Annotated in this window: 13 protein-coding genes; 9 read left to right on the top strand and 4 right to left on the bottom strand. The window is 48.4% G+C overall.

Translation table 11 applies throughout. The annotated features are described in order from the left end of the window. Positions 1–97: 97 nt before the first annotated feature. The 3 genes from CSD97_RS02305 to CSD97_RS02295 all read right to left on the bottom strand — a co-directional run bounded on the left by CSD97_RS02305 (position 98) and on the right by CSD97_RS02295 (position 6,918). Positions 98–1,915: a sugar-binding domain-containing protein gene (locus tag CSD97_RS02305; protein WP_061412246.1), complete on the bottom strand. Its 1,818-nt coding sequence runs from the start codon at positions 1,913–1,915 to the stop codon at positions 98–100. Positions 1,916–2,246: 331 nt separating this feature from the next. Continuing rightward, positions 2,247–3,737, bottom strand: a complete 1,491-nt coding sequence (locus CSD97_RS02300; RefSeq protein WP_061412247.1) for a RagB/SusD family nutrient uptake outer membrane protein — start codon at positions 3,735–3,737, stop codon at positions 2,247–2,249. 19 nt (positions 3,738–3,756) lie between these two features. Continuing rightward, complete coding sequence (locus CSD97_RS02295) at positions 3,757–6,918, bottom strand: TonB-dependent receptor (RefSeq protein ID WP_005826161.1); 3,162 nt, start codon at positions 6,916–6,918, stop codon at positions 3,757–3,759. A 295-nt stretch (positions 6,919–7,213) separates the two neighbouring features. Between CSD97_RS02295 and mnmG the strand changes: the two genes are divergently transcribed. The 6 genes from mnmG to deoC all read left to right on the top strand — a co-directional run bounded on the left by mnmG (position 7,214) and on the right by deoC (position 13,372). Next, complete coding sequence (gene mnmG / locus CSD97_RS02290) at positions 7,214–9,088, top strand: tRNA uridine-5-carboxymethylaminomethyl(34) synthesis enzyme MnmG (RefSeq protein ID WP_005826165.1); 1,875 nt, start codon at positions 7,214–7,216, stop codon at positions 9,086–9,088. Positions 9,089–9,144: 56 nt separating this feature from the next. Further along, positions 9,145–9,669, top strand: a complete 525-nt coding sequence (locus tag CSD97_RS02285; RefSeq protein ID WP_044468052.1) for an adenine phosphoribosyltransferase — start codon at positions 9,145–9,147, stop codon at positions 9,667–9,669. A gap of 122 nt (positions 9,670–9,791) precedes the next feature. Beyond that, positions 9,792–11,612, top strand: a complete 1,821-nt coding sequence (uvrC, locus tag CSD97_RS02280; RefSeq protein WP_008662172.1) for an excinuclease ABC subunit UvrC — start codon at positions 9,792–9,794, stop codon at positions 11,610–11,612. 80 nt (positions 11,613–11,692) lie between these two features. Continuing rightward, positions 11,693–12,145 carry a D-aminoacyl-tRNA deacylase gene (gene dtd, locus CSD97_RS02275; RefSeq protein ID WP_005826171.1) on the top strand — a complete coding sequence of 151 codons (453 nt, stop codon included), beginning with the start codon at positions 11,693–11,695 and terminating at the stop codon, positions 12,143–12,145. Then, positions 12,145–12,483, top strand: coding sequence for a nucleotide pyrophosphohydrolase (locus CSD97_RS02270; RefSeq protein WP_005826173.1), 339 nt, complete (start codon positions 12,145–12,147; stop codon positions 12,481–12,483). Before dtd ends, CSD97_RS02270 begins: the two co-directional genes overlap by 1 nt. Beyond that, positions 12,470–13,372 (top strand): deoxyribose-phosphate aldolase, encoded by a 903-nt coding sequence (deoC, locus tag CSD97_RS02265; protein WP_009037467.1) that lies wholly within the window; start codon positions 12,470–12,472, stop codon positions 13,370–13,372. Before CSD97_RS02270 ends, deoC begins: the two co-directional genes overlap by 14 nt. 85 nt (positions 13,373–13,457) lie before the next feature. Here the strand turns inward: deoC and CSD97_RS02260 are convergent, their stop codons facing one another. Further along, positions 13,458–14,432 carry a polyprenyl synthetase family protein gene (locus CSD97_RS02260; protein WP_008662178.1) on the bottom strand — a complete coding sequence of 325 codons (975 nt, stop codon included), beginning with the start codon at positions 14,430–14,432 and terminating at the stop codon, positions 13,458–13,460. A gap of 87 nt (positions 14,433–14,519) precedes the next feature. Between CSD97_RS02260 and polA the strand changes: the two genes are divergently transcribed. The 3 genes from polA (at position 14,520) to CSD97_RS02245 (ending at position 18,803) form a co-directional block, all read left to right on the top strand. Further along, complete coding sequence (gene polA, locus CSD97_RS02255; RefSeq protein WP_034525482.1) at positions 14,520–17,375, top strand: DNA polymerase I; 2,856 nt, start codon at positions 14,520–14,522, stop codon at positions 17,373–17,375. A gap of 278 nt (positions 17,376–17,653) precedes the next feature. Continuing rightward, a complete protein-coding gene (locus CSD97_RS02250; RefSeq protein ID WP_005826180.1) occupies positions 17,654–18,046 on the top strand; it encodes a DUF3836 domain-containing protein in 393 nt (130 codons plus the stop codon). Between the two features lie 133 nt (positions 18,047–18,179). Beyond that, on the top strand, positions 18,180–18,803 hold the full coding sequence (locus CSD97_RS02245; RefSeq protein WP_005833925.1) for an HD domain-containing protein: 624 nt from the start codon (positions 18,180–18,182) through the stop codon (positions 18,801–18,803). Positions 18,804–19,029 lie beyond the last annotated feature (226 nt).

Genomic DNA, 19,029 nt, shown 5'->3' with positions numbered 1-19,029 from the left:
TTTTAATGTACAATTTACCATTTACAAAGTACAATTTAACTATGCAGATGACAGCGCAGCCAAATTGTACTTTGTAAATGGTAAATTGTAAATGCCCCTATTTCTTAAGTGAATTGCAGATACGTGTATTTATCTCTTTCACGCGTTTCTCATCCAGCTTTATCACCTTGCGGTCGTAAGTCATCAGACCGTTCACTTCCACCTCCACATCCGTGGTCTGTGTATAGACGGCTGCCGAGAAACCTCTTTTTATCATCTGATACAGCATATCGGCATATTTCACGTACTCATCAGTCACTTCTTTGGAAGAGTTGAACTGAACATATCCCCAATTGCGGTTCGGTTCCCAGATATGGTCTTTCAAGACAAGGCCAATGCCGCCATACTCACCCAAAACCGTGGCGCGCTGTGCATCATACAGATACATTTCCGGTTGGGGATAGTTGTGGAGGTCGAGCATGTCACCGCAAGTATAATGGTTACCGCCACTTGCCGGATTCACCAGGCGGGTCGGGTCATACTGTTTCGTCCATTCGGCTATCTCTACCGTCTTGAACTGCCCCCAGGCTTCGTTGAACGGTACCCATGTACCGATACACGGATAAGAGTAGAGACAATCCATTATTTCCTTCCATTCCTTGTGATAATAGGCTTCGGATTCGGCGGAGCGTTTCAGTTCTGTTCCGTCGAAATAGCGGCGGTTCTGCCATTCCGGATTACGGTCACCGCTCGGCATATCCTGCCATACGATGATACCCAAACGGTCACAATGTGTGTACCAACGTGCCGGTTCCACCTTGATATGCTTGCGAATCATATTGAAACCGAAATCTTTCGTCTTCTGTACATCATACAGCAAAGCCTCGTCTGTGGGAGCTGTATACAGTCCGTCGGGCCACCAACCCTGGTCCAGCGGTCCAAACTGGAACAAAGCCTCGTTATTTAGTTCCAGGCGTACGATGCCATCCGCGTCACGACGGGTGGAGTACTTACGCATGGCAGCATAGCTGTCCACCTTATCCACTACCTTGCCTCCACTTTTCAGAGTCACTTTCAGCGTATAGAGGAAGGGGGAATCCGGACTCCACAACTTGGCATTCCGGGGCATGGACACCTCCACCGGCTCTGCATTGATACTTTTGCCGGTGGCTACCAGTTGATTGCCGTCATACACATTCACTTCCACAAAGTCGGAAGGACATGCACTATTCAATTCAGCCTTCACTGTCAACAGATTACGGTCAATATCGGGAGTGATACGGAGATTCTCGATATGTTTTCCGGCAACCGGCTCCATCCATACCGTCTGCCAGATACCGCTTACGGGAGTGTACCAGATACCTTCCGGATTGCTGACCTGCTTTCCACGGGGTTGAGGTCCTTTATCCGTCGGGTCCCAAACCTTTACGACCAACTGATTATTGCCTTTGCCAGAAAGGGCGGCAGTAATATCGAAGGAGAACGGAGTAAATCCACCCGTATGGCTGCCTACTTTCACATCATTCACCCATACATCCGTTTTCCAGTCGACAGCACCAAAGTGCAACAGCACTTGTTTTCCCTTCCAAGCAGAAGGAATATCAAAACTGCGCTGGTAGACCAGTTCCTGGTTTTCATTGATTCTTTTTCCAACTCCGGACAAGGAGGATTCGATGGCAAAAGGAACAAGTATCTGCCCTTCGAACTCTGCCGGAAGATGCTCACCTTTATTTATAACGGCATAATTCCACAGTCCGTTCAAGTTCTTCCAGTCACTCCGTTCCATGATGGGACGAGGATATTCGGGCAACACATTTGCGGGATTGATCTGGGATGCCCAGTCCGTTTTGATTTTATCACCTGCCGGCTTCCATTGCGCCGAGCTTCCGATTGCAAACAACGTCAAGAATGACGATATGAGGAAAAATCTTCTCATAGTATTATAACTTTTTATTGGTTTCTACGAAAGCAAAGATAAGCCGATTCAGAAAAAAAGAATAGAAATTTCGAGCCAATAAATAGTATTTTTGTGGAATATCAAGGTATTACCGTCTCATTTTATCAAAGAAATTCATCAAAGGCACCTTTTTCCGCTTTTCTTGCCACGCCTATGACAAGGTTTTGCCTTCCCATTGGCAAGACTTTGCCACCGCGTTGGCAAAACTTTGCCATAGGCGTGGCAAAAGTTTGCCAAGGCAGTGACAACTTGTTGGCAAAATACCTCCCTGATATACAAGGAGTAGCAAACAATAGACAGCAGGGAACGACTAATATCCCGGATTCTGCTGGCTCTCCAATGCCGGATTGGCATTTATCTCATCCTGCGAAATGGGAAGCACAATCTTCTCGAAAGTACGGTCGATTGTTTTTCCACGGTGACTCACCGGAATATCTTGAAAATCGTCGTTGAATTCGATGGTTCTGCCCATACGCATCATGTCGAAGAAGCGTTGTCCTTCACCAAAAAGCTCCTTGCTGCGCTCGTCCAGAATCATATCATCGGTAATGGTAGCGGCAGTGGCCGGTGCCAGTCCGGGAGAACGCCTGCGGATTTCATTCAGGTAAACGGCGGCGGCATCTGCGCCTGCTTCCTGCTTCGTGGAGTGCAAGGCTGCTTCGGCGGCAATCAGATATATCTCGGAAAGACGGATTATCTTGATATTGACGGCTGTATTGGTTGCCTTGCCGTCACCTGCCAGGGTGGTACTGCCCATATACTTGTAGCAGGCTCCCTTGCGTTCAATCTCATTGTCCACCCAGTATTCATCGTTGTCCATGATTCCCCAACGCACATCCGTCTCGTCCTCACCCAGACGGTTCAGGAAATAATCGCTGGCAAGATACCAGCCCATGGCATTCTTCAACTGTCCGTAGCGCATCAGGTAAAAGCCCAAAGAAGAAGTTCCCAGGTCTGATTCCTCAGTGGTGATGCCCAGCTCAAAGATGGACTCGGAACCAAACTGCTTGCTCCAGGAAGCCGTCCAATCGGCAGGCTCATACAGTTTGTACACACCGCTTTCTATAATCTCCCGGGCAGCGTTCAAAGCACCGTCATAATCTTCCATATAGAGTTTCACACGCGCTTGCAGGGCTATGTTGGTGTAATAGTCCGCATATCCGCTCTGCTTTGTCTTCTTCTTGGCAAGCAGGGCCGCCCCGTCCGACAAGTCCTGCAGAATCTGGCGATAGTTCTCCTCCACAGTAGCACGGGTGGGCTGGGCGTTCACTGTAAGCGGCTCGGTTACATTGGGAACTCCATAAGAGGTTTTGTTGTAATTGTAAGGAAGCCCGTAGAGACGGACCAAATCGAAATAGAACAGCGCCCTCAGAGTCAACGCCTGCCCTTTGGCTTCGGAAAAGTCTTCCATACTGCCCGATTCTTCCAGCTTCTCAATGTTGCTCAACAAGGTGTTGACCTGCAGAATGCAGTAATATCCACGGCTCCAGAAACCGGAATAAGTATTGCTGTTGGAAGTGTGGTTGAACGTATAGAATGCATCCAGTCCGCGTCCGGCAGCAAAAATCGTGAGGTCACCGCCCTTGGCATCACCGTACATAAAAAGGTTTCTGCCGTAATAGGACGATGAGGTCATCGCACTCATCACACCGTTGATAACCACCTGCGCATCGGCTACCGTACCGACAGCACCTTCTGCATTTCCGGAGTTGGTGGGCTGCATATCCAGAAAATCGTCACACGAAGTGAATGTAAAGGCACCAAGTATCACAAGTGCCAATAAATGATATATCTTTTTCATTGTTAGTTCCTCCAGTTCATTAAAATTTCAATTCAACGCCAACGACAAATGTTTTTCCGATAGGGGTTTCCCAACCACGTGTGCCGTATTCGCTCACTTCGGGGTCTGCCTCCTTGTATTTGGCTATTGTCCAAAGGTTGCTGGCAGTGAAGAAAAGACGGGCATTCTCGATGAAAGCTTTGCGGGTCATGGCTTTGGGCAGCGTATAGGCCAATGAGAGATTCTTCAAGCGCAGATAACTGGCATTGAACAAGTGGCGGCTGCTGTATTGTTGCGGGTCATCGAGGTCTACACCTTCGATACGGGGCTCTGTACCGTTCGTATGGTCTGGCGTCCAAAGGTTGTTGTAGTAGCTTTTAGCACGGATACGCTCCCAATAATAACCGTCGTCGGCCACATCCATGTAGGCTCCATCGTACAAGTCTCCTCCTATCTTATAGGTAAAGCCCAACGAAAGGGCTATGCCTTTGTAGGAGACCGAGGTATTGATGCCCCCATACACTTTGGGAACGGCATTGCCGATGATGGTGTAGTTGGCATTGTTATAGTCATAAGTAGCTCCGCGTCCGTTATACTCAAAATCTCCGGCCTTGCCATTCTTGGGGTCATTTACATAGTAGACGTTCTTGCCGTTGGTCTTGTCCACACCTGCCCATTCGTATCCATAGAAAGCCAGCGTGGACTGACCTTCCCGGTATACATATTGCGCACGGCTGTCGCTACTGGTGGGGTCGTACCAGATAATGTCCGCACCGCCATACAACTCTTTCACCTCAGAACGGAGAAAGGTTGCGTTGACACCGGCACTCCATAACCATCCTTTACTATCAATGATGTCACCACTCAACTCCACCTCTACCCCATGGTTATTGATGCATCCTACGTTCCGCAACGTAGAAGAAAATCCCGTAACCATCGAAATGGGAACATCCTGGAGCAGGTTCTTCGAATCACGGTTGAAGTATTCCACCGTACCGCGCAGACGCTGGCCGAAGAAGCCGAAGTCGATACCCACATTCGTGTTGTAGCTCGTCTCCCAAGATAGCTTGTCATTGGTGACGGTAGTGATTGTACCGCCCGGGTTACCCATGTACTTACTGGTATAGCTCATCAAGCTCATATAGCCGTAATTGTCCGAAGGCAGCGTACCGTTAATACCATAAGAGGCACGTATACGCAGGTTGCTCAGGAAAGAATATTTGCTCATAAAACCCTCGCGCATGATGTTCCACGCTCCTGCCACTGACCAGAAGTTTCCCCAACGTTCCTGCTTGCTGAGCCGGGAAGAACCGTCGCGGCGGTAAGAACCGGAAATGAAGTAGCGTTCATCGTAATTATAATCCAACTTGGAGAGCACGGACACCATCGAGTTTCCCCAGGAATATCCGGCAGAAGTCTGCGTTCCGGCAGTAGAAACTGTATGAATGGTGCTGACCGCAAGATTACTTCCTGTGGCACGCACATAGTCTGTCTTGTTCTTCTCCGCTTCGAAACCCACCATGGTGCCAACTGTGTGTTTGTCGAAGGTGCCGGTATAATTGGCGGTAGTGGAGGTAACCATCTTCTCGTATGTAGTACGGTATTCGTTGACATTCCCATTGTCTGCCGAGCCTTTATAGTGATTGGCACTGTAATAGATATGGTCTTTTACAGTAGTATTGTCGTAAGAGTAGATAGAACGAAGGTCCAGGCCCGGCATCAGATGCAGGGTGAGCGTCTCCGCAGCCATGATTTTGGTACTGGTAGAACCGTTCTCCCACTCTTTGTCATAATAAAGCCCATTGTAGGCGTAGCTACCGTAACGTTCGGTCCAGAGCTCGCCGGTCTTGTAATCAGTGGGCCAGTAGAGTCCCCACAGCAAGTTACGGGTCTGCATGAAGTAATTGCTGCCCGTGTTGCGTGTATCATTATAACCGCTTTTCTTGGTACGCGCCAGGCTGGCATTGGTGGTCAGTTCAAGGAATTTCCCCACCTTCTGGGTGAGGTTCAGGCGACCGGAAACACGGTCGAAGCTGTTCATCTTCAAACGTCCTTCGTCCTGGGTATAGGAAAGGGAAGTGTAATAGTTGGTATTCTGCGTAGCACCACTGACGGACATATCGTAGGTCTGATAAATGGCGGTACGGAAATATGCCTTGTCCCAATCGTAGTATTTGCCTCCACGCCCGGAGTTGTCGTACTCAAGGATATTGACGTTCTCGTAAGCTCCCGTACCATTTGTGGTAAATTGGTAGCCATGTTTGTTGAAACGGCTGTTCAACTGGCCTATGGCATAGGCTGCCGCCTTTTCGTCCGTTTCGCCCTTACCGCTTGTACGGGCATCGTGAAATACGGTGTAGAGCATATTCACATTCTCCTGTACGCTGGCCGTTTCATAGTTGTCCGTTGCCCAGCAGGGCGTGAAGCCCACTTCGGCTTTCAGCGTCACCACCGGCTTGCCAATCTGTCCTTTTTTGGTAGTAATCAGAATGACGCCGTTTGCCGCACGCGACCCATAAAGCGAACTGGCCGCCGCATCTTTCAATACAGAAATAGATTCGATGTCTTCCGGGTTCAACGTATTCATGATGTTGTTGGTAGAATAGAGCTCACCGCTCATCTGCCCCGTATTGCCCGAAGAGACCGGAACACCGTCCACTACATACAACGGTTCATTCCCGGCATTCATAGAACCTATGCCACGGATGCGGATGGCCGGTGCGGAACCCGCCTGGCCGGAATTATTCGTCAGTTGCAAGCCCGCCACTTTACCGTTCAACGCGTTTTCAAAGCTGGTCGTCGGAATGTCTTTCAGCGCATCCGCTTTCACTAAAGAAGCCGAACCTGCATAGCTGCTCTTTTTGGCCGTGCCGTAAGCCACCACCATCACTTCATCCAGCAGTTCCGAATCCGATTTCAGCACCACCTTCATAGCAGGCTTTATGGCAGCTTCTACTTTCTGCATACCTACAAAAGAGACAATCACTGTCTTTGCCGTGCCCGGCACATTCAAGATTGTAAATTTACCTTCGATATCGGTCACGGCCCCCAGCGTTGTACCCTTCACCAATACCGATGCCCCAATAATCGGCTCATTGTTGTCCTCGGCAAATACTGTTCCCGAGACCGTAGACGTCTGAGCCATCACTCCCGCCCCCATAACCAGGCAGACAATGATTAACAAGAAGAATTTCTTTCTCATGCTTCTCTTCCTTAAAATTAGTCAATCAAAACACTTTTTAATATCCAAACGCTGCAAAGGTATGTATCTTTTTCAAAAAGAAAAGCAATAGTATTCAAAAAGCTTCATTTTGATTGTATTTTAAGCCAAACACAAGCAATATGTCTATAACCTAAGCATTCCAAGCAATAAGTATGATGCTGGATACGGAAATATAAGCAATGCCAAAGAAGATATATCCGGATTTTAAGATATGACACGTCCCGGCATACAACTTTTTTCGTAACTTTGCACAGTTTTAAAATACACTGAACGAATGGAGTTTAAGTATGACGTTATTGTAATCGGCGCCGGACACGCAGGATGCGAAGCCGCTGCCGCTGCTGCAAACCTGGGTTCGAAGACTTGTCTTATCACAATGGATATGAACAAAATCGGACAGATGAGTTGTAACCCGGCAGTGGGAGGCATCGCCAAAGGACAGATAGTACGCGAAATAGACGCCTTGGGAGGATATATGGGATTGGTGACAGACCAGACAGCCATACAGTTCCGTATACTGAACCGTTCCAAAGGTCCCGCTATGTGGAGTCCGCGCGCGCAGTGCGACCGCAACAAATTCATCTGGGCATGGAGAGAGATACTGGAAAATATCCCCAACCTGCATATCTGGCAGGATACCGTGCAGGAAATCCTCGTTGAAAACGGTGAGATTACGGGAGTAGTCACATTATGGGGAGTAACGTTCCATGCCAAATGTGTAGTACTCACCGCAGGAACTTTCCTCAATGGACTGATGCACGTGGGACGTACCATGCTTCCAGGCGGACGTATGGCAGAACCTGCATCCTACCAATTAACCGAATCCATCGCAAAGCATGGCATCACCTTTGGACGCATGAAGACGGGAACCCCCGTACGCATAGATGGACGCAGCGTGCATTATGAGGATATGGAAATCCAAGACGGAGAATGTGACTTCCACAAGTTCTCGTTCATGGACACTCATGTACGCCATTTGAAACAGCTCCCTTGCTGGACCTGCTTCACCAACGAAGAAGCACACCGCATCCTGCAGGAAGGTCTGCCGGATTCTCCCCTTTTCAACGGACAAATCCAAAGTATCGGCCCACGTTATTGCCCCAGTATAGAAACCAAGATTGTGACTTTCCCCGACAAACCGCAGCACCAGCTTTTCCTGGAGCCCGAAGGGGAAACAACCCAAGAGCTCTACTTGAATGGATTCTCTTCTTCATTGCCCATGAACATCCAGATTGCAGCATTGAAAAAGATACCGGCGTTCAGAGACCTCGTCATCTACCGCCCGGGCTATGCCATCGAATACGACTTCTTTGACCCCACCCAACTGAAACATACGCTGGAAACGAAGAATATAAAGAATCTGTTCTTTGCCGGACAAGTAAACGGAACAACCGGTTACGAGGAAGCAGCTGGACAAGGAATCATGGCAGGTATCAACGCCCACATCAATTGCCACGGCGGAGAACCGTTCACCCTTGCAAGGGATGAAGCATATATCGGCGTTTTAATCGATGACTTGGTAACAAAAGGTGTGGACGAGCCTTACCGTATGTTTACTTCCCGTGCCGAATATCGCATCCTGCTCCGTATGGATGATGCGGACATGCGACTCACGGAAAAAGCCTGGAAGCTGGGACTCGCCAAGGAAGAGCGGTACAAGCTGCTGACAGAAAAACGTGAAGCCGTGAACCGGATTATAGACTTCGCGCGGAATTACTCGATGAAACCGGCATTAATCAATCCGGTATTGGAGCAGCTCGGCACAACTCCACTGCGCCAGGGATGCAAATTGATAGATTTGATAAACCGTCCGCAGATAACGATTGAGAACATTGCCGAACACGTCAGTGCCTTTAAACGAGAACTGGATAAAATATCCGATAGAAAGGAAGAAATTGTAGAAGCTGCAGAAATACTCATCAAGTACGAGGGATACATCGGACGCGAACGGATTATTGCGGATAAATTGGCAAGATTGGAAAGCATCAAGATAAAAGGCAAGTTTGACTATAATTCCATTCAATCCCTTTCCACCGAAGCCAGACAGAAGCTGATGAAGATAGATCCGGAAACAATAGCCCAAGCGAGTCGGATTCCGGGAGTATCTCCAAGCGACATCAACGTGCTACTGGTACTTTGCGGACGATAGGGCGCAAAGTTCCACGTGAAACAAAGAATTCAATAAACGTATTAAATAAACTGATTATGAGCAAAGAAACTCTTACCAAAAGCATCCGAGAAATACCCGACTTCCCCATTCCGGGAATTCTATTCTACGATGTAACTACCTTGTTCAAGGAACCTGGCGCCTTGCAGGAACTCTCGGACACACTATACGAGATGTATAAGGACAAAGGCATCACCAAAGTAGTGGGTATAGAATCAAGAGGATTCATTATGGGCCCCATTCTCGCCACCAGACTAAGGGCAGGCTTCGTACCTATCCGCAAGCCGGGAAAGCTTCCTGCAGAAACCATTGAAGAAAGCTATGATAAAGAATATGGCAAAGACACCGTGCAGATGCACAAAGATGCCATCAATGAAGACGATGTAGTATTGCTACACGACGACTTGCTGGCAACCGGTGGAACAATGGAAGCCGCCTGCAAACTGGTGAAACAGATGAACCCCAAGAAAGTGTATGTAAACTTCATCATCGAGCTGAAAGAGCTTCATGGCAAGGATGTGTTTGGAGATGATGTGGAAGTGGAGGCTGTGCTGTCGCTTTAGCCATTTCATATTTCACCACAGATTACACAGATTAACACAGATTATTTATCCACCACAAAACACAGTTTTATCAAAGAGAAATCTGCGCTAATCTGTGTAATCTGTGGTGAAACGTCGGTATTATGGAAGAACTCAGAACTAACGACTACCTCAAAGGGATTGTGTCCAACCTTCCCGAAAGTCCCGGTATTTACCAATATCTGAATACCGAAGGGACTATTATATATGTAGGAAAGGCAAAGAATCTGAAGCGAAGAGTGTCTTCCTACTTCAACCGGGAGCACGAACCGGGAAAGACGAGGGTGCTGGTCAGCAAGATTGCAGATATCCGATATATCGTGGTGAATACGGAAGAAGACGCGCTATTGCTGGAAAACAATCTTATCAAGAAATACAAGCCTCGCTACAACGTACTGTTGAAAGACGACAAGACGTATCCCAGCATCTGCGTGCAGAACGAATACTTTCCACGTGTATTCAGAACCCGGAAGATAATCCGTAACGGTTCCTCCTATTATGGCCCTTACAGCCATATACCTTCCATGTACGCATTACTCGACCTCATCAAGCATCTGTACCCTTTGCGTACATGCCACCTGAACCTCTCTCCGGAAAACATACGTGCCGGAAAGTTCAATGTTTGCCTGGAATACCACATCAAGAACTGTGCAGGACCTTGCATCGGGAAGCAAAGCCAGGAAGAGTATCTGAAAAACATCGCTGAAATCAAGGAAATACTCAAAGGGAATACCCAGGAGATAGAACGGATGCTTTTCCAGCAAATGCAGGAACTGGCAGCCGAAATGAAGTTTGAAGAAGCACAGAAGATAAAGAAGAAATACCTGCTGCTGGAAAACTACCGGGCGAAATCGGAAGTGGTAAGCAACGTGCTGCACAATATCGACGTGTTCTCCATCGAGGAAGACAGCGATGAAAAGTCCGCTTTCGTCAACTACCTGCACATTACGAACGGTGCCATCAACCAGGCTTTCACCTTTGAATACAAGAAACGATTGAATGAGAGCAAAGAAGAACTGCTCTCTCTCGGCATCATCGAAATGCGGGAAAGATACAAGAGCCTTTCTCGTGAAATCATCGTGCCTTTTGAGCTGGATATGGAGCTGAAAGATGTCGTCTTTACCATCCCGCAACGGGGAGACAAAAAGAAACTGCTGGAACTCTCCATCCTCAATGTGAAGCAGTACAAAGCCGACCGCCTGAAGCAAGCCGAAAAGCTGAATCCGGAGCAACGGACCGTGCGCCTGCTGAAAGAGATACAGCAAGAGCTGCACCTGGACCGCCTGCCCATGCAGATAGAATGTTTCGACAACTCCAACATCCAGGGTTCCGACCCCGTGGCCGGGTGCGTGGTCTTCGTCAAGGGGAAACCTTCCAAGAAGGATTACCGCAAGTACAATATCAAGACCGTAGAGGGACCGGATGACTATGCCTCCATGAAAGAGGTCGTAAAACGGCGCTATCAGCGCGCTATAGAAGAGAAAGCACCCCTGCCCGACCTTCTTATCACCGACGGTGGAAAAGGGCAAATGAGCGCCGTAAAAGAGGTGATAGACGAGCTTGGCCTGAACATCCCCATCGCCGGACTTGCCAAAGATGGCAAACATCGCACTTCCGAGCTATTGTATGGCTACCCTCCCCAGACCATCGGATTGAAACAGAACACCCCCCTCTTCCGACTGCTGACGCAGATTCAAGATGAAGTGCACCGCTTCGCCATTACCTTCCACCGCGACAAGCGCAGCAAACGGCAGATTGCCTCCGCACTGGACGAGATAAAAGGTATCGGTGAAAAGACGAAAAGCGCGTTGCTCAAGGAGTTCAAAAGCGTGAAGCGTATCCGCGAAGCATCTGCCGAGGAGCTTGCCGCCGTGGTGGGAGAAGCGAAAGCCAAAATCATCCAGACCTATTTCTCAGAGAAATAATGACTGATAAATCAGCCTGCAAAGCCATGCACACAACGAATTAATTCGTAACTTTGTCCCCTCAAAAAGACAAAAACAACATGAGAGTAGTGATACAACGTGCCGGACACGCTTCCGTCACCATCAACGGAACCTGCAAAGCCTCCATTGGAAAGGGCCTCATGATACTCGTAGGCATCGAAGAATCCGATGGAAAAGAAGATATTGACTGGCTTTGCAAGAAGATAGTCAACCTGCGCATTTTCGATGACGAAAACGGCGTAATGAACAAATCCATTCTTGAAGCAGACGGAGAGATACTGGTTATCAGCCAGTTCACCCTCCACGCCTCCACCAAGAAAGGCAACCGTCCCTCCTACATACGGGCAGCACGGCCGGAAATATCCGTCCCACTGTACGAACAATTCTGCCGGGAACTGAGTTTAGCATTAGGTAAAGAAATAGGTACCGGCGAATTTGGTGCCGATATGAAAGTAGAACTGATGAACGATGGTCCCGTGACCATCTGTATAGATACAAAAAACAAGGAATAATGACGTTAGAAGAAGCACAGAAACAAGTGGATTCCTGGATAAAGGAATACGGAGTGCGCTATTTCAGCGAACTCACCAATATGGCGATACTGACCGAAGAAGTGGGCGAACTCGCCCGCGTCATGGCACGCAAGTATGGCGACCAATCCTTCAAGAAAGGAGAAAAAGACAATCTCGACGATGAGATGGCAGATGTTCTTTGGGTACTTCTCTGCCTTGCGAACCAGACCGGAGTGAACCTGACAGACGCCTTCTGCCGCAACTTCGAGAAGAAAACCAGACGTGACCAGACAAGACATATCAATAATCCTAAATTGAAAGACCATGGAGAAGAATGAGCCTACCCAGAGTAAGTATGACGCCGCCCTGGCTAAGTACAACACCCAACTGGATGATGCAGAAATAGCTGCACAAGCTGCCAGAATCATTGCAGAGAAGGTACCGGCAAACAATACACCGGAGGTAAAGAAATTCCTGTTCAACTGCATCGACCTTACCACCCTGAAGAGTGAAGACAGCGATGAAAGCGTCATGAAATTCACCCAGAAAGTGAATAAATTCGACGAAGAGTTCCCCGACCTGAAGAATGTGGCAGCCATCTGTGTATACCCCAATTTTGCAGAAGTCGTAAAAGACACGCTGGAAGTGGAGGATGTAAAAATAGCTTGTGTATCAGCAGGTTTCCCCTCCTCCCAGACTTTCATTGAAGTGAAAGTGGCAGAAACTGCCATGGCACTGATGGAAGGCGCCGATGAAATAGACATCGTTATTTCGGTGGGCAAGTTCCTGGCTGGAGACTATGAAGGCATGTGCGAGGAGATACAAGAACTCAAAGCAACCTGCAAAGAGCACCACATGAAGGTAATCCTCGAAACCGGAGCTTTGAAGACGGCTTCGAACATCAAAAAAGCATCCATCCTTTCCATGTATTCGGGTGCCGATTTCATCAAGACTTCCACCGGCAAGCAGCAGCCTGCCGCCACGCCGGAGGCCGCCTTGGTTATGTGCCAGGCCATCAAGGAATATCACGAGCTGACGGGTATCAAGGTAGGCTTTAAGCCCGCAGGAGGAATCAACTGCGTGAACGATGCACTGATTTATTACACCATCGTCAAGGAAGTGCTCGGCGAAGAATGGCTGAACAACGAGCTGTTCCGTCTGGGAACCAGTCGTCTTGCCAACCTGCTGCTTTCGGAAATCAAGGGTGAAGAGATGAAATTCTTCTAAGAGAAAGCTGTATTTACCTATAAATAAAGCCTGATGGAGTGGGTTCCATCAGGCTTTCTCATATTATCAACCGGAAACAGTTCCGTCATTTTTCCCGCTCTACCACATAATCCAGATACCCGGCTAGCGCTACTTTTACCTCCGTATCGGGCAAAGAAGCCAGCAAAGAAAGAGCCTTTTCCTTATAGTCATACATCACTTGCGAAGCATACTCTATACCACCATTCTGCTTGGTAAATTCGATTAAATGGGCTATTTCGCCAGGCGTTGCCTCCCCATTCTTTATCTTTACGGCAATTTCTTCCGCTGTTTTATCCTTCACGGTATTGAGCACATGAAGCGCAGGTAGAGTCAACTTCCCCTCCACCATATCATTTCCGGTAGGTTTGCCTATTTCCTTGCTCTCGGAGTAATCGAAAATATCATCCTTTATCTGAAAACAAAGCCCGATATATTCACCGAACAGACGCGCAGATTCCGCCTTTTCATCGCTGGCTCCCACCGAGAGAGCGCCCGCCTTCGTACAAGCTGCAAAGAGCACGGCCGTCTTCTTGCGGATAACGTCGAAATAGACTTCCTCGGAGAAATGGAGATTGCTGACGTTGGAAAGCTGCAGAAGTTCACCATCTGCCAAATCCTGCCCCAGGCAGGAGACGATGTCGATAATGTCATGGTTACGGGTCATGCCCACTTGCACCAACGCTGTTGCAAGCAGATAATCGCCTGCCAGTACGGCTACTTTATTATTGAAAATGGCATTAACGGAGAGTTGTCCACGGCGTTCAGTACTTTCGTCCACTACATCATCGTGCACAAGGCTGGCATTATGAAGAAGTTCCAACGCAACCGCAGCATGCAGGGTTGCAGGACATACCTTGCCAAAAAGCTTCGCAGCCAGAAGCACCAGAATGGGGCGCATCATCTTCCCGTTCTTCTGCCGGATATGCGCAATTACGCTGTTCAGCAAAAGGTTGGAACTGGAGAGAGTACTTTCAAAAAGCTTCTTGAAGTCCTCCAATTCCTCAGAAATCGGAGATTTTATCAATGATGAGTTGTCCATGCATCGCTATTTGCCTACAAAAATAGTAATAAAACGGTTAATACGGTATTTTTTTGTACTTTTACCATGAAAAAAAGGATTAAATGTATGAATTCAATCGATAAACTGTTTTTGCTCGATGCCTATGCACTGATATATCGAGCCTATTACGCGTTCATCAAGAACCCGAGAATCAATTCAAAAGGATTCAACACTTCGGCCATTCTGGGCTTTGTAAACACCCTGGAAGAAGTGCTCAAAAAAGAGAATCCCACACACATAGGAGTAGCCTTCGACCCGTCGGGCCCCACCTTCCGCCACGAGGCCTACGAGCAATACAAGGCACAGCGCGAGGAGACACCCGAGGCCATCCGCCTTTCCGTACCTATTATAAAGGACATCATCCGCGCCTACCGCATTCCCATCCTCGAAGTATCCGGCTACGAAGCCGACGACGTGATAGGCACGCTCGCCACCGAAGCCGGACGGCAGGGCATCACCACCTATATGATGACTCCCGACAAGGACTACGGGCAACTGGTATCGGACCGCGTCTTCATGTACCGCCCCAAGCACACCGGCGGATTCGAAGTGATGGGTACCGAAGAAGTAAAAACCAAGTTCAACATACAGACCACCGAGCAGGTCATCGACATGCTGGGACTGATGGGTGATGCTTCCGACAACATCCCCGGCTGTCCGGGTGTGGGCGAGAAAACCGCACAGAAACTGATTGCCGAATTCGGCAGCATCGAAAATCTGCTGGAGCATACCGACCAGCTGAAAGGCGCACTGAAAACGAAAGTGGAGACCAACCGCGAGATGATTACCTTCTCCAAATTCCTTGCCACCATCAAAACAGATGTTCCCATTCAGCTCGACATGGATTCGCTCGTCCGCGAAGAACCGAACGAAGAAGAACTCCGCAAGATTTTCGAGGAGTTGGAATTCCGCACACTCATCGACCGGGTACTCAAAAAGGGAAGCGGCAATTCGTCCTCCCCTACTCCAACCTCTCCGGTACCCGACCTCTTTGCCGGGACTCTGTTTGCCCAGCCGCAAACCTCCACTCCCGAAAATAGCGCCCCGATTCAAGGCGATTTGTTTGCAAATTTTGCGGGCGAGGGGACGGGCGTTTCTGAAAATTCAAACCTGACGCGGTTAGAAATGCTCGATATAGACTACCAACTCATTGATACAGAAGATAAAAGAGCAGAAATTATTCAAAAGTTACTTACAAGCGAAATTCTCTCAATAGATACCGAGACTACCGGAACCGAGCCAATGGACGCCGAACTTGTAGGAATGAGCTTCAGTGATGCCGAAAACCGTGCATACTACGTACCCGTTCCCGCCGAACGAGAGGAAGTCTTAAAAATTGTAAACGAGTTCCGTCCCCTCTTCGAAAACGAGAAATCCATGAAGGTGGGACAAAATATCAAGTACGATATGATTATCCTCCAAAATTACGGCGTCCAGGTGAAAGGCAAACTTTTCGACACCATGCTTGCCCACTACGTGCTTCAACCCGAACTGCGACACAACATGGACTATCTGGCGGAAATCTACCTGCACTACCAGACCATCCACATCGATGAGCTAATTGGAGCGCGAGGCAAAAACCAAAAGAACATGCGCGACCTTCCACCCGAAGATGTCTACCGTTATGCCTGCGAGGATGCGGACGTCACCCTCAAACTGAAAAACGTGCTGGAAAAGGAACTGAAGGAGCAAGGTGCCGAACATCTGTTCTACGAAATAGAGATGCCGCTCGTCCCCGTACTTGTTAATATAGAGAGCAACGGAGTGCTGCTCGACACGGAAGCCTTGAAGCAATCGTCCCAACACTTCACCGTCCGTCTGCAGGAGATTGAGAAGGAAATCTACGAGATGGCTGGCGAGACATTCAATATCAGCTCCGCCAAGCAGGTAGGCGAAGTGCTGTTCGACAAGCTGAAAATCGTGGAGAAAGCGAAAAAGACCAAGACCGGACAATACGTCACCTCCGAAGAGGTGCTGCAAAGCTACCGCAGCAAGCACGACATCATCGGGAAGATACTGGAATACCGCGGACTGAAGAAACTGCTGAGCACCTATATAGATGCCCTGCCCCAGCTCATCAACCCACGTACGGGCCGCATACACACCTCCTTCAACCAGGCGGTGACCGCTACCGGACGCCTCAGCTCCAGCAATCCCAACCTGCAGAACATCCCCATCCGCGACGAAGACGGAAAGGAAATCCGCAAGGCGTTCATCCCCGACACCGGCTGCGAGTTCTTCTCTGCCGACTACTCGCAGATAGAGCTGCGCATCATGGCACACCTCAGCGAAGATAAGAACATGATAGACGCCTTCCTCAGCGGACACGACATCCACGCCGCCACCGCTGCCAAGATATATAAGATAGATATAAACGACGTAACCGCCGACATGCGCCGCAAGGCAAAAACGGCAAACTTCGGCATCATCTACGGCATCTCCGTCTTCGGGCTTGCCGAACGCATGGGCGTTTCTCGCCAGGAAGCCAAAGAGCTGATAGACGGCTACTTTGAAACCTACCCACAAGTGAAGGAGTATATGGATAAAAGCATCCAGGTGGCACGCGAGAACGGCTATGTGGAAACCATCTTCCACCGCAAGCGCTTCCTGCCGGACATCAACTCAAGAAACGGGGTGGTACGGGGCTATGCCGAACGGAATGCCATCAACGCTCCCATCCAGGGAAGTGCCGCCGACATCATAAAAGTAGCCATGGCACACATCTATCAGCGCTTCCAAGCTTACAATCTGAAAGCAAAGATGATTTTACAAGTCCATGACGAACTAAATTTCAGCGTTCCAGAGGCAGAAAAAGAGCTTGTACAGAAAATCGTAATCGAAGAGATGGAGCAGGCATATCGCATGTACGTACCCCTGAAAGCCGATTGTGGGTGGGGAAACAACTGGTTGCAGGCACACTAAACAGCCCAATAACTTTATTTAACTTACAATCAGAAAGCAACAGAAGCAATCCTTTCCAAATACAGTTTGCTCATCAGAATATCCGGCGACCTCACTGCCGGATATTTTTTATTCACCAATCTTGCCAAAAGGAAAGCATACCGAAACCCTCACTACTGACATATTGATAAAATTTAATCCAATATTTATATTTATGTCAATTTAATACGTACCTTTGCAGCGAAATCAATGACATATTGATAGAAAATAGAAAGTTAAACTAAAAAAGACATAAAACCATGAAAGCAAAAGTATCTTTAAAAACAGTGATTGTTTCAGCACTTCTCTTAGTTTGCGGATTAAATGCCTCAGCCGACAATAAGAGCAACCTCATTTACAATTCGGAAGAAGTAAATGGCATGAAAGTGGCAGAGACCGTATACAAGATGGACGGAAACACGCTTGCCAACTATATGAAGTACAATTATAAGTACGACGACCAGAACCGCATGACGGAAAGCGAAGCCCTGAAATGGAACAGCACCAAGAATACATGGGGCAAGGACATGTGCATCCGCTATGCATACCAAGGCAAGACGATGACTACCACATACTACAAATGGAACAACAAGAAAGGCGAATACATACTGGTTCCCGAGATGACAGTAATCATGGACAACCCTAACATGTAATTGACAAACTCTCTCTTAAAGTAAGAAATCTTATTCCTAACAACAATAACCGAAACCTTTCATAAAAGAGCCGGAATGATTCGCACATTCCGGCTCTTTTATTATATCTTCGCCTCCTAAAAAGGAATGCCACATGATACCCAAGCCCCTCATTACCTACATCGAGACAGCAATCATCCCCCGTTACAAGGAGTTTGACAAAGCACACAACCTCTCACACGTCCGCACCGTCATCGAAGAAAGCCTTGCCCTCGCCCGGCAATATCCCGAAGCGGACGAACGCCTGGCATACGTCATTGCCGCCTACCATGACACGGGACTGTGCCGCGACCGCGCCACCCACCACCTTGTCTCCGGCGAGATACTGATGGCGGACTCTACCCTGCGGCAATGGTTCTCCGACACGGAAATCCTCCTCATGAAAGAAGCCGTAGAAGACCACCGCGCCTCTACAGACCACGAACCTCGTAGCATCTACGGCAAGATTGTTGCCGAAGCGGACCGTATCATCGACCCGGACATCACCCTGCGCCGCACCGTGCAGTACGGATTGAAACAGAATCCTGCCGCCGACAAGGAGTGGCACTACCAGCGGTTCCATCAGCATCTCATGGCAAAATATGCACCCGGCGGTTATCTGAAGCTCTGGTTTCCCGAGGGCAAGAATGCGGAACAGCTGAAGAAGCTCCAAGCCATTATCGCAGACGAAGGACAGCTGCGGCAAGTTTTCAACCGAATATTCGAGGAGGAAAAGTAATAGCGGTATCAATGAAGCATATGCCCCATTTCATTTCCGACTATGGAAACGGTTTGTTTCCTATAATGGAACAGAGTGTTCTCTATAAGGAAACAAAGTGTTTCCTATAACGGAACAAATCGTTTTATCCCGTCGAAACAAGTCGTTTCATACAAGAGAAACAATCTGTTCCGACGGGGTGTAACAAAGTGTTCAGTACTGTGAACTAATACAATAGCTCTATTTA

The organism is Bacteroides sp. AR29 (assembly GCF_900217715.1).
Classification (GTDB): domain Bacteria; phylum Bacteroidota; class Bacteroidia; order Bacteroidales; family Bacteroidaceae; genus Bacteroides; species Bacteroides uniformis.
Note: the sequence above shows the minus strand (reverse complement) of the source record. Positions and strands in the feature narration are given on the sequence as shown.